At 33.8% G+C, this 12,605-nt stretch carries 11 protein-coding genes and 1 tRNA gene; 8 read left to right on the top strand and 4 right to left on the bottom strand.

Going from position 1 to position 12,605, the window contains the following annotated elements; all coding sequences use genetic code 11:
• The first annotated feature begins 23 nt into the window (after positions 1 to 23).
• From rpsO to FZC37_RS02615, 6 genes are all read left to right on the top strand, one after another.
• Positions 24 to 290, top strand: coding sequence for a 30S ribosomal protein S15 (rpsO, locus tag FZC37_RS02640; protein ID WP_148952169.1), 267 nt, complete (start codon positions 24 to 26; stop codon positions 288 to 290).
• A 48-nt stretch (positions 291 to 338) separates the two neighbouring features.
• Positions 339 to 1,301, top strand: coding sequence for a DNA polymerase III subunit delta (holA, locus tag FZC37_RS02635; protein WP_148952168.1), 963 nt, complete (start codon positions 339 to 341; stop codon positions 1,299 to 1,301).
• Positions 1,302 to 1,354: 53 nt separating this feature from the next.
• Positions 1,355 to 2,656, top strand: a complete 1,302-nt coding sequence (gene proS / locus FZC37_RS02630; RefSeq protein ID WP_148952167.1) for a proline--tRNA ligase — start codon at positions 1,355 to 1,357, stop codon at positions 2,654 to 2,656.
• A 50-nt stretch (positions 2,657 to 2,706) separates the two neighbouring features.
• Positions 2,707 to 3,333, top strand: a complete 627-nt coding sequence (locus FZC37_RS02625) for a DUF2659 family protein (protein WP_148952166.1) — start codon at positions 2,707 to 2,709, stop codon at positions 3,331 to 3,333.
• A gap of 60 nt (positions 3,334 to 3,393) precedes the next feature.
• The gene (locus tag FZC37_RS02620) at positions 3,394 to 4,626 is read left to right on the top strand and encodes an outer membrane protein assembly factor BamB family protein (RefSeq protein ID WP_148952165.1); all 1,233 of its coding nucleotides are present in this window, start codon (positions 3,394 to 3,396) and stop codon (positions 4,624 to 4,626) included.
• Between the two features lie 49 nt (positions 4,627 to 4,675).
• Positions 4,676 to 4,752, top strand: a tRNA-Arg gene (locus tag FZC37_RS02615).
• Positions 4,753 to 4,774: 22 nt separating this feature from the next.
• Here the strand turns inward: FZC37_RS02615 and prfB are convergent.
• The 3 genes from prfB to FZC37_RS02600 form a co-directional block, all read right to left on the bottom strand.
• Positions 4,775 to 5,888 (bottom strand): peptide chain release factor 2 gene (gene prfB, locus FZC37_RS02610; protein ID WP_410520478.1). Its coding sequence is split into 2 segments (ribosomal slippage): positions 4,775 to 5,821 and positions 5,823 to 5,888, totalling 1,113 coding nucleotides; the frame shifts between segments, so codons are not numbered across the junction.
• Positions 5,889 to 5,899: 11 nt separating this feature from the next.
• Entirely contained in the window at positions 5,900 to 6,799 is a 900-nt protein-coding gene (locus FZC37_RS02605) for a signal recognition particle receptor subunit alpha (RefSeq protein ID WP_148952163.1), read from the bottom strand.
• Positions 6,799 to 9,435 carry a tetratricopeptide repeat protein gene (locus FZC37_RS02600; RefSeq protein ID WP_148952162.1) on the bottom strand — a complete coding sequence of 879 codons (2,637 nt, stop codon included), beginning with the start codon at positions 9,433 to 9,435 and terminating at the stop codon, positions 6,799 to 6,801. Before FZC37_RS02600 ends, FZC37_RS02605 begins: the two co-directional genes overlap by 1 nt.
• Before the next feature lie 160 nt (positions 9,436 to 9,595).
• On the opposite strand from FZC37_RS02600, the gene FZC37_RS02595 reads away from it, so the two are divergent.
• A complete protein-coding gene (locus FZC37_RS02595; RefSeq protein WP_148952161.1) occupies positions 9,596 to 11,341 on the top strand; it encodes an Hsp70 family protein in 1,746 nt (581 codons plus the stop codon).
• A 58-nt stretch (positions 11,342 to 11,399) separates the two neighbouring features.
• Here FZC37_RS02595 and FZC37_RS02590 read toward each other — a convergent pair whose 3' ends face one another.
• The gene (locus tag FZC37_RS02590) at positions 11,400 to 11,897 is read right to left on the bottom strand and encodes an Hsp20/alpha crystallin family protein (RefSeq protein WP_148952160.1); all 498 of its coding nucleotides are present in this window, start codon (positions 11,895 to 11,897) and stop codon (positions 11,400 to 11,402) included.
• A 269-nt stretch (positions 11,898 to 12,166) separates the two neighbouring features.
• Between FZC37_RS02590 and FZC37_RS02585 the strand changes: the two genes are divergently transcribed.
• The gene (locus FZC37_RS02585; RefSeq protein ID WP_148952159.1) at positions 12,167 to 12,544 is read left to right on the top strand and encodes a hypothetical protein; all 378 of its coding nucleotides are present in this window, start codon (positions 12,167 to 12,169) and stop codon (positions 12,542 to 12,544) included.
• Positions 12,545 to 12,605: the final 61 nt, after the last annotated feature.

Raw genomic sequence — 12,605 nt, 5'->3', positions numbered from 1 at the left:
TAGCAAATACAAATGGTTTTTATATGATTTCTTCAGATCAAGTGCGACAAATTATAAAAGATTTTGGTACTAGTGCCGTAGATTCTGGTTCTTCCGAGGTGCAGTGTGCTCTTCTTACTTATCGTATAAAAGGACTATCAGACTACGTAAAGACATACAAAAAGGATTTTTCTGCCAAAAGGCTATTGTTGAAGCTTGTTTCTAAAAGAAAAAGACTTTTAGCTTATTTGAAAAGTGTCAGTATAAATCGTTATGCTGCTCTTATTGAAAAGCTTGGTTTGCGTAAGTAGAAGGGGGTAGCTTGTTAGTTATAGCAATATTACCTTTGCATAGTTTGTATGAAGGCCAATTCTACTAAAATTGATTTAGTTATAGATGCTCTTAAGAAGGGTAGCTGCAATGCTGTATTGTTACATGGTACTGACAGAGATCTTGTTAATCACTTTTTCAATTTATTACTTCAATCATTAGGTTTATTTTGCAGGAAAATAGAACTTGATGCGACAAGTTGTGAAGAAGCAGTTTCTGTTTTCTACAACCTCAATCTTTTTGGACGTAAAGAGTGTATCAGAGTACAGGTGGGCTCGCGTCATGTGAGCGATATGATAAAGAATTCTTTGCTTTATGATCTTGCACATGTACCTGTATTTGTAGGTTATGGTCTATCCAAAGATAATGATGTAAGAAGGTTTTTTGAACGAGAAAAGGCGTTATTTTCTGTTGCTTGTTATGAAGATAAAGATTTTGAAAATGCTATAAGAAAGGCATGTAGGCAATATAAGATCGAAAAAGATGCTGTTTTATATCTAATTAGCAATTTAGATAGAAATCGATTTTCCTTATCAAATGAGATTGAAAAATTAGATTTGTTATCACAAAGTGTGGAAGAAATTTCTTTGCAAAATGTGCACGATATCAGTACGTGTGGTAGCCATTATGCAACGGATGAATTATTTTTTTCTTTAGAAGAAAAAGATGCTCGAAGATATTTTTCCACTTTGAAGGCTGTCACTGAAAATAAAATAGCAGATATTACTTTATTACGCTCTTTGCTTCATTATTATTTAAAACTTGTGTATGTCTTACATTCTAATGATTCTATAGAAGCAGCGGTTGCAAAATTAAAGCCACCAATCTTTTTTAGATATTTAGATAGATTTATCACAATCGCGCATACTATCTCCAAGGAACGATTAAAAAAAATGCTTGACTTGATTTATGTTATTGAGATTCAGTTGAAATCTCTAGTTACTGGCAGGGTGCTTTTTGAAAATGTGTATTGCCAGGCTAATGTGTTGTAAATGCTTTTTGCATTTGTTATAACTGTCGTCAAGTTTATATTAATAGAGATTTTATGAAATTTTCACAATACTTTCTTCCTACTTTGAAGGAGGAGCCAAGTGGAGCATCTATTGCGTCACATTCGTTAATGATAAGGGCTGGTTTAATACGTCAAGTATCTTCAGGTTTGTACACGTGGTTACCTTTGGGTGTAAGATTGTTGTCTAACATTCAGCTAATTTTAAGACAAGAGATGGATAAAAGCGGTTGTTTGGAAGTACTTATGCCGTGTATACAACCTTATAATTTATGGGAAGAAAGTGGTCGTGGAGACGTATATGGTCAAGAAATGTTACGTATCAAAGATCGGCACAATAATACTATGATCTTTGGCCCTACAGCAGAAGAAATGATAACAGATTGTTTTAGGAAAAATATACAATCTTTCAAAGATTTACCTAAGATTTTTTATCAAATACAGTGGAAATTTAGAGATGAGATAAGGCCTAGGTTTGGCCTTCTGAGAGGTAGAGAATTTTTACTTAAAGATGCATATTCATTTGATGTAGATTTTGAAAATGCAATGAAAGCTTATTGGAATGTTTTTATGGCATACTTGAGATTTTTCAAAAAATTGGGTGTGGATGTTATACCTTTACAAGCTGATAGTGGTCCTATAGGTGGTGATTTAAGTCATGAGTTTCATGTAATAGCTGAGGTTGGTGAGAGTGACTTATTCTTTGATCCTGAGCTTGTTGAATTGGTGAAAGGAGAAATAAATGCTGATTCTGTGAACAGAATGTCTAAGCTGTATGCTATGTGCGATGATAAACATATTGCTAATGGTTCTTCTGCGTCGGTTCGGAGTGCAAAAGGAATTGAGGTAGGGCATACTTTCTTTCTTTCTAATAAATACTCTTCTGCAATGAATGTTACAGTGCAGGATGCTAATGGAAAATTGCTAAATCCAGAAATGGGGTGCTATGGTATTGGTGTGTCACGACTTGCAGCAGCAATAGTAGAGGCCAATAGAGACTCACGAGGTATTATATGGCCAAAAAATGTTGCTCCATTTATTTGCTCTATTGTTAATTTGCTTAGTAATGATTCAAGTTGTGTAGAATACTCTGAGAATCTTTACCAGTTTGCTTGTGCTTTTGATATGAATGTATGTTACGATGACACAGATTCTGTGGCTGGTAGTAAATTGATTAACAACGATCTTTTAGGTTTTCCTTTGCAACTCAGGATAGGAAAGAGTTTTGTTAAATCTAGCAATGTCGAAGTGTTGCATAGGCGTTGCGGTAAAGTAGAGTTTATAAATAAAGATAATATTCAAGAATACCTAAAAGATTACTTTAGCAAGGCGAATTAGATGTGTAGTGTATACTTTTTTAAACGAAATAAATAATTTGATCAAGATTAGTGACTAAGGATATTTTGACTGAACTAGAAGATGCAAAGCGTCACTATAGACATGTTGTGTGGTATAGAAGATTTTTTGTAATCGCTGTTTTTATTACGTGTGTTGCCATATTGTTCTCTTTGTATTGTGATAGAAAAAATTCTGTTAATAAGAGATATGATGTAAGGGCTGGAGAATTGCTGATAAATTCGTTGTATCATAACATTGATATCTCTGGTGAGGTATTGCATGGAGTAAGGCCAAGTGTAGATTTAGTGCGCTTGAGGCAAGTTAAATATTTTCTTGATGCAGGAAAAAAAAAGACTGCTATGATGCATTTAGAAAATCTTGCTGATAATGCTTGTCTTAGAGAAATAAGAGCTCTGTCTAAGACAATGTGGATGGGGATAGCTCTTGATATGGAACAAAACGATAATATAAGAAAAACATTCTTACTTTATAGTTCCAGCTTTAAGAATGAGAGGGCAGTGTTATATTGGAGATCTAAAATTTTGCTAGCTTTGTTCTATACTTGCAATGCTGATAAGAAAACTGCTAAAACGGTTATAGATTCAATTGTTTTATCTCATAAAGCTCCTAGTTCTATACAGCAAGAGGCTAAGGCCATTTTATTAACTATAAAATAGGAATTTATCGTCGTGTTTATTAAGTTTAGATACTATATTTTGTTGTTGCTTGCTACTTGTATGCTTAGCGGATGTTCTTTATTTAGCAAACATGCACCAGTTGATGATTTTCTTAATAAACTTAGTGAAGAGCATGTTATTACATCACACGATATTTTATTGCCTGAAGCGCGTACTAATACCATTTGGCATGATGATATAGATATTGTCAATTCTAACATTGCACACTTTAAGGTAAGTGGAAAATTAGACACTTGGAGCTTGAAGCATTTTGCTTATAGTAAGGATATTGTGTCAGATGTTGTGTGTGATTTTGATAAAATTTTTATCATGACCAATACAGGCGTTGTTGTGGCAATAGATAAATCTGATTACTGTGCAGTTTGGACAAGTGATATTGGATTGAAGAAAGAAAAAGTACAATTTTCTTCTATGTCTATTTATGGTAATAAGCTATATGTTACTGCTAACAATTATTTTTTAATTTTATCTGTCGTAGATGGAGAGGAATTGGTGCGTGTTCCATTTCAAAACTATATCACTTCAGGTGTATGCCTTTCTGATGATGATACCAAAGCATATATAAAAGATGATAGGGCTATGTATTCCGTTGATACAAGTTCTGGTAGGGTTACTTGGATATTACTCGGAACACCAGATAATATAAAAATTTACGCACGTACTAAATCTTTATTGTATAAAGGAGATTTGCTTATTACGGATTATTCAGCTGGTCAATTGAGTGTTATAGAATCCAAAAAAGGAGGGCGTTTATATCAGCGTGTTTTATTTCCTCAGGGGCATGCTTGTGAAATTGTGCAGTTGTCTTTGGGTGGCGTTATATGTCAGCCTATTTTAGATAAGAAGAATGATATGCTGTATTTTGCTGCTGGTCCTGACTATATCACTAAGTATGATTTAAAAAAGCAAAAAGCTGTATGGAGTAAAAAAATTCCTGGTATAAGAAAGATGTTGCTTGCTGGTAATACACTTTTTGCAACTACAATGGGGCGTCAGGCTGTATCTGTTAATATCGATAATGGCCAGTTGTCATGGGTTGCAAATCTTGATACAAACTTGTCAAAGCAGGGATCTAGAGATTTTTTACAACCTTTACTAGTTAACGAGAATTTGGTTGTTGTATCTGCAAATGGTGAAATGTTTACTGTTAATCCTTTTAATGGAAGAGTTGCTTCTAGAATCAATTTTGATTCCGGTAAGGTATTAGCTATGTGCGTGATAGACGATCAACTAAAGTTGTTTACAAAAAAAGGTATGATAGAAGTAAGATGAATGTGTCAGTTGTTTTGTTAAGATAAATTGTTTATCATATCCGTTCCTGGCGCCCTTAGCTCAGCTGGACAGAGCAACGGACTTCTAATCCGTAGGTCAGAGGTTCGAATCCTTTAGGGCGCGCCATTTTTTTTAAGTTGTATACAACTTACTCGTTATTCTGTTTCACATCGGAAGAGAGTTTTTTGAATATGAAATTGTTTAGATTTCCATCTAATACTTTTTTTACATCATATTCTTCGTAATTTATTCTTAAGTCCTTAACTAATTGATAAGGTTGCATGACGTAAGAGCGTATTTGATTTCCCCAACTGATAGCCCCTTTTTCTGTATTCTGCTGATCGGTTTGTTGTTTTTTCTGCTGTAATTTGAGGGCATAAAGTCTAGCTTTTAAAACTTTCATTGCAGTTTCTTTGTTTCTATGTTGAGATTTTTCGTTTTGGCATTGTACAACAATGTTAGTAGGTAAATGGGTAATGCGTATTGCTGACTCTGTTGTGTTCACATGCTGACCGCCTGATCCAGACGCCCTGAAGGTATCTATTCTCAAATCTTGTTTGTTAATTTCCACGTCATTGTCATCATTTATCTCTGGGTATACCCAAGCGCTTGCAAAGCTAGTCATGCGTTTTTTGGCTGCGTTAAAGGGTGAAATACGTACAAGTCTGTGTACACCTGATTCATTTTTAAACCAGGCATAGCTATTTAGACCTTCAATTTTTATAGAACAAGATTTAATTCCGGTCTCTTCTCCGTCTACTACACCTATTATATCGCATGAAAGTTTTAATTTTTCTGCAAATCTTATATACATTCTTAACATCATGGAGCACCAATCGTTACTTTCCGTGCCTCCTGCTCCAGAGTTAAGGTCTATAAAACAATTGTTACTATCATATTTTTCTGAGAAAAGGCATTCAGTTTTCAAAGTGTTTGCCTTTTCTAAAATACTTTCAGCTTCTTTTAGTATGTCTAAGTCGAAATCTTTGTCTGATTCTTGATTTTTCGAAAATAACGTCTCGAACTCAACGATATCATTATATGAGGATATGATATCGTCAAATTTTTTTAAAAGAGACGTAAGTTTTGCTTTTTCTTGTAGAACAACTTTTGCCCTTTCAGGTGTGTTCCACAAATCTGGCTGAGAAATTTCTTTATTGAGTAGTTCAACTGTATTGGATATAGCTTCTACGTCAAAGACAACCTTTTATAAGGTTAACTGCACTTTCTATATCACCTTTAAATTCTCTCAGTGTTTTCATATTCAATACTATTAGTCAAATTTTATATCTAGCATCGTTGTAACAAGTTCTTCTGTTTGTACTTGAACCAAGTTTACCACATCTTCTCCTGTACTTAGGAATAATATTGGTATTTTATGTTTGTGAGCAACGCTCAGTATCGTACCAGGTTTTATATCGTTGTCCACTTTTGTAAAAACGATGCCTGATATGCTATCGAAGGCTTCAGAGAAGTAATCTATCTGATTGTGTACGTTTTGACCACATGTGCTATCTATTACCAATAGAATTTTTTCTGGGGCTTCTGAATAGGCTTTTTGGATTGAGGTCTTCATCTTTTTTAATTCTAGCCACAAATTCTTATTTCCGCTTAATCTACCTGATGTATCTAGTAGCAGAATTTTATAGTTATCTTTTACTGCCTGTTGTACTGCTTCGTATGCTATGCTACTTGGTGTTTGTGCTGTGGGTGTAAAAAAGTTAGCATTAGTCAGTTGTACTAGTTTTTCTAACTGGTCGCATGCAGCTGCTCTGAAGGTATCACATGTCGCAACCATAACAGAAGAAGTTTGAGATAATGAGTATGCCAGCTTACCTATTGTAGAAGTTTTTCCAGATCCATTGACTCCACATACTAAAATTACACTTGTAGCGCAATTCAGGTGAAACTGTCCTTCAACTTTGGATATAATTTCATGTATTATGTTGCGCAGAGAAGAGTTGATGTCTGCACTAGCAGGTCTTTTTTTTAACTGTTGTATAATGTAATCTGTAGTTGTGATGCCAACGTCAGCTTTCAGTAATATTGTTTTTATCGATTGAAGAGTTTCTTTATCATTACTGCTTTGTTTTGCTAGTATAGTATTTACAGCCGACCTTAATGTTTTTGAACTTTGCGTGATTTTGGATTTTAGATTTTCAAATAGAGACATTATGACAAAATGTTATCTTGAAAAATATTTGCTTCAATCTCTTTGAGATAGTTATCAAGTAGATTGTCAATTGTACTATATTTTAGATAGTGGTCTATATTAGTTACTTTAGTATTGATCGTTGATGTTAAGTTTTTTATTGTGTCATGCATTGCTTTATTTGCTGCGGCTGCATAGGTACAGATCATATTGATTCCTTGTTTGTTACCTAAAATAGAATAGCATAGTGCTAACTTGATTAAGTTTTGGATTTCTTTTTCAGACAATGAGTTTTTATTTTTTGTTATTATTGATAATACACCTGGTGTTACCATATCTGCGTACATTTTCCATTCTTTTGCTCTGAATGCTGCTTCTTGTTTTATCATGCGTCCTTCTTGAGAGGTATCATGATTTACGTACCTTATTGCAGCACGGTAGTCGCGCATTCGCATGCATGCCAAAGCTTTAATTTGAGATCTTTTTCTGTATTGATACCACGTTGGTAAGTTATTTGCTTCTGTAAAATTTAGTATGGAGATAGCAAGATCAGGTTTATTATTGTATATGTAGATGCAAGCGAGATATTCAGATAGCAACGATCTTTTTTCTTGGAATGTTCTATATTTGATCTGATGTTCAAGAATTTTTTCTGCTTTATCTAGTAGGTCAAGTTGAACAAGATTTTTTATTATTGATAATGCTATTTTATCTCCTTGCTCTCCAGATGGAATAATGTTTTTAAATTCTAAGAAAAGGTTTGCTTTTTCAATATTAGAAAAAGAGGATAGGTACTGTTCAGACAGAAATACTTTGTTAAATGAGTTACGCAACCTTTTTGATATTACATTGTCTTGATTTAAGGTTTTTACTTGTTTTAGTATCCTCAGTTCTTGTACTAGATTATTCTGTCTTTTATATATATCTGCTAGATACAAGCACAATTTTGTTTCAGTTTTTATATCTCCTGCTCTCATTTTACAACTCACAAGATTGTTAGCTATATCTTCTGTAGGTAAAGAACGTTCTATATCATGTAATTGAGCAAGTAATAGCCCTATTTGCATGCCATTTGGGCTTAGTACAGCATTTTTTTCTAATTGTATCAGTATTGCTTTTGCTTGTTGTATGTTTCCTTTTTTTAATTCCAAACGGGCTTTATAGCACTTTAATTTTTCTTGTATCTCTTTTGTTGTAGATGTTTTAACTTTAGATAGCAACATTTCACAATCTTTTAGCTTATTTTTATCTAAGTATTTTTCTAGAGTGTGAAAAATCAAATGCCAAAGCACTTCCTCGTGATATTCTGAGGTAAATTCTTCACAATCTGTTAAAAATTCCACACAGTTGTCTTCTAAATTCAAGATATGATTGCCCCATAGTCTTACTTCTTTTGGTAACGTTTCTCCTTCGAATCTGGATAATACTTTTTGCATGCTTGTTTTAGCATTTTTTTTATCTCCCAGTAGCTGTAATATTACAGCATGTGAGAATATTGTTGGCGTATCCAGATTGTATTTATTATTCTGCACTATTTCTGACAGTACTGATGCTGCTTCATGATACATTCCTTTGCTAAAATATAGAGTAGATAGTCTTATTTTATATTTATCTTTTTCTTTAGAAGATTTGATCGCAGCCTCTATTACATGCTTTTGCTTGTTGAATTCACCCTCATGATACCATGGTAACATTGATCCTAGATTTTGCTGGGTTGGAGAATCTATCTTATACTTGAATATGCTGAACACATTTTCTTCTTTATGTGTATGTAATTTTTCACTATGTAATACTATTGCGATACCTTGTACCGAGTGTAAAGTATGAAAGAGTTTTGTTGAGTATTGTTGTCTTAAGTGTAATGTTGGTGTTTTTGTCATTAGTACTTGTATTTGTTGACCTTGAAAATAGATATTTCCTATTTTAAATGATTCTGGGATATGTAATTTATACTGGTCGTATATTTCTTCTAATGTAGCTTCAAGTTTTGTGTTAGTGAATAGGCGCGGTGTTAGGAATATGTCTTGTAATCTTGCACCTGCTTTATTTTTTACTAAAAGTGCTTCTATTTCTGGACATTTTATATTATGTAACTGAGAGCATTGTAGTTTCATATACTTTTTTATAGTCTCTGCTTTGCCAGCTGGGCTAAGTATCAATAAATCTTTACCTATGGCAAAGATAGCCATATATATCTTGGATAGAGGGTCGTGGATTTTTGAATTTGAGACTTGTATTGTTATTGGAGCAGAAGCAGATTTTATACTTTTTTTAGTGGGAATATCATCATTGATAGATTTCAATTTTTTGATATTAATTACAGTTTGTTTTTCTCCTTTAGTAATAGTGTGATACAGATATTTGTCTCTTATTTGTATATTTACGGTTTTGTTATCAGTACTCGATGGTAGTAATTTTGCTACTTTATGAAAGTCTTTACTCGTAATGATTTGTGTTGTTGGTGTATAAAATTTTGCTTGTATGGTATTGTTAGTTACGCGTATAGATGACGGAGGGTTGTTATTGTGTTGTATTGCTATGGTGTTATATTGTGCTGTGGTTGTTGCCCCTAACGCAATTGTATGTGCTTGGCATTGTACGGTTGTTATCAATGCAATCAGAAACACTTTGATTGCACACATAGAAGTTCTTATCATACTGCTTGAGATGTTGAAAATGACTCGTAACTTGCCAATGCACAAGAAACACGCATCACCAATACTTAAATAGTCTACGCGAATTGTACTACAAATATTTAATCTTAAAAAGGGTTTATATTGGCTTTAGTATCAGGAATCATAATATTGTTAGGTTGCAATGAAAGATGATATTGCTATAGGTATAGATTTCGGTACTACTAATACTGTAGTAGTTTGCATTGATGAAGAGAAAGTACGTATTTTGTTGAATATGCCATCTGAGGTTAGCGTTGACGAAAATGGATCAGTAATTCTTGGTAAAGATAAAGGTGTAATAAATGTATCTTCCATAAAAAGACTGTTAAGTGGAGACATAAAAGATTCTGAATCTTTATCAGATGCCATAAAAGCATTTTTTCCAAATTTAGTTTTAGTGAAAGGTGAATGCTTTATCAAAGTTGGTGAAAAGTTACTTTCTCCCGTATTGCTTGTGAGTAAAATTTTAGAGTATGTGCGACTTGAGGTGGAAAATATTTTACAGAAGAAGATTTCCTTTGCTATCTTAACTGCTCCCGCTTATTTTAATAACAATGCTAAAAGCGCTCTACTCAAAGCAGCAAAGCTTGCTGGTATCAAGGTGTTAAGAATAATAAGTGAGCCTACTGCAGCTGCGTATGCTTATAAGGTAGACAATAAAGACATGTCTACGTATTTGGTGTTTGATTTAGGTGGCGGTACGTTTGACGTTTCTCTTCTACAAAGTAGAAAAGGGATATTGCGAGTTTTGGGAGTAAAAGGTGATGCTTGGTTGGGAGGAGATGATGCTGACTTTATTATAGCCGATAGTATTAGAGCCAAATTGAGTGATTTACAGGTACACAAAGATGTAAATATTCTTTTATTGGCACGCCAAATCAAGGAAGCCTTGTCTTCAATGTCTTGCTATAGAACGTTTGTTATGACAGCTGACAATGTTAGTGTTGAAATAAGTTTTACAATATCGGAGCTTGAGCATCTGCTTTTAAGTATTACAAATAAAACTATTGCTTTGACAAAGTCATTATTGTCGGAGCATGCAAGTGTAAAATTAGATAAGATATTGCTAGTTGGTGGTAGTGTTCAATTACCTGTCTTTGATAAAGCATTACGAGAAGCTTTTCCAAGTGTGATAATAGAAAAAAGCAAAGATACAGAAAAGATAGTTGGAATAGGGGCTGCGTTGCAGGCATATAATCTTAGTGGCAATAGAAAAGACGTATTAATAGATGTTGTACCTTTATCCTTAGGGATTGAGGTTGCAGATGGACTAGTAGAAGTAATAATTCCTAGAAATAGCCCGATTCCTAGTAATGTTACAAAGCTTTTTACTACTCAATTAGCTGGTCAAACATCGATTAAATTTAATGTTTTGCAAGGAGAGAGAGAGTTTGCCAAAGATTGTATTTCTATAGCAACATTTGAATTAGACGGTATTGTGTCTATGCCTGCGGGCGTTCCACGTGTGGAAGTGACATTTGCGCTTGATATGAACGGCGTTCTTTCTGTGCAAAGTACCGAGTTATTAACGAATATATCACAAGATGTGATTGTACATACGTCTTGCGATCTCTCTCAGGATGTCGTTCACGACATGATATCAGACTCTATTAGCTATATGCAAAAAGACTCTTTACTTCGAGAGGTTGTGGAAAGTAGAAGAAATGCAGAAATTCTTATAAAGAAGATCGGTTTAGCATTATCGAAGACTAAAACGGAATATCCTGATATTACAGGTATTGTTTCAAGGTTACGTACAGCTCTGGATTCAAATGATGAGCAGTTGGTAATAGATTTAACTCAACAGCTGAATATTGCGTCTATCAATTTGTTTTCAGAAGTTTTACAGACATGTATAAAGGGAAAGGAGATCACCTCAATAATGTAAATTAGCTACTCTGTTATCAATTATGCGCCACTTCCCCCAGTGTTGTCTGGGGGAATGGTTAACCTTCTATTTGTATGATTTTAGATTTGTCTATAGACTTTTTAGATTTAGGGATGTCAATTGTCAGAATTCCATTGTTAAACTTAGCTTTAATATTTTCTCGTTCTATATCACATGGAAAACTGATAACTCTTCTAAAATCTCCGCAATAACTTTCGCAATGATAAAATCCTTTTTCTTTGTCAGTCTGCCTCTCGACACTTTCTTTGTGTCCTGAGATGATCATAGAGTCATCCATCATCTCGATTTTCACATCCTCCTTTTTCACTCCTGGCAACTCTGCTTGTATGAAAAAACTTTCTTTATTTTCCGCTACATCAACCTTCGGAAAGAAAGCTCTTCCTATTCCCTTTTTATTCTCTCTATCGTATATACCTAACGCAGATCTGAACAGCTGATCCATAACCTTTTCTATTGGTGAATCAAACATAGCAGCAGGATCCTCTCTTAGTCCATAGAAAGGGTTGTAGCGAGATTTTTCTAAATTTTTACTCATAAGCTACCTAACTAAAATTGTTAAATGTCTTTCACAAAAATGCATATAGGATGTGATCATTTATTTTCAAGATCAACGTTATCTGGTTATTGTAGAAAAATTTTTGTCTTTGTTACGACGAGTTGTTTATTTTGTTCTGTTTGGTTGTTGACTGTATGTACATTGTCTTAGATTTATATAAATTAACTTAAATTAAAAAATGTTGTTTTTTTGTTAATATAAGTATACAACTATGGTAATGATGTATTAACTAATAAGGTAAATAAATTATGCCGTTTGATTTTTCTATTTCTTTTGGTGATCCGTTTTCTACGCTAGGTCAGGGAATGTTATGCAATGATTCTACTGAATTTTCTAGAAGTGATTTTCCTGCATGGCAAGGGGCGAAAGTTGACTTTAGTCCTAGTGTGTCAGGTACCTTTGGTGGTCTTTGTAGTACTATAAACCCAACTTCTCCATTAAGTCTTGGATTAGGTGCTGTAAAAGGTAATGTATCTAAAGTGTCTTATGAAATGAAGGATTCTAGGTATGGTCTTGATAAAAGCACTACATTATTTCAATCATCAGGTGCTAATAGCGGATCAGATGCCTTAAATAAGATGGGCGGTACACTGAAAGACATGAGCTCTTCTCCTAAGTTTTGGTAATAGTTCTATTTTTAAAGTAGGTAGGTACGTATCCTACCTACTTTTTTGCACTTTATCTGTT

This window comes from Candidatus Sneabacter namystus (genome assembly GCF_008189685.1).
In the GTDB taxonomy this organism is placed as follows: Bacteria; Pseudomonadota; Alphaproteobacteria; order Rickettsiales; family Rickettsiaceae; genus Sneabacter; species Sneabacter namystus.
The sequence above is the reverse complement of the archived record's forward strand: the minus strand, read 5'-3'. Positions and strand labels throughout refer to the sequence as shown.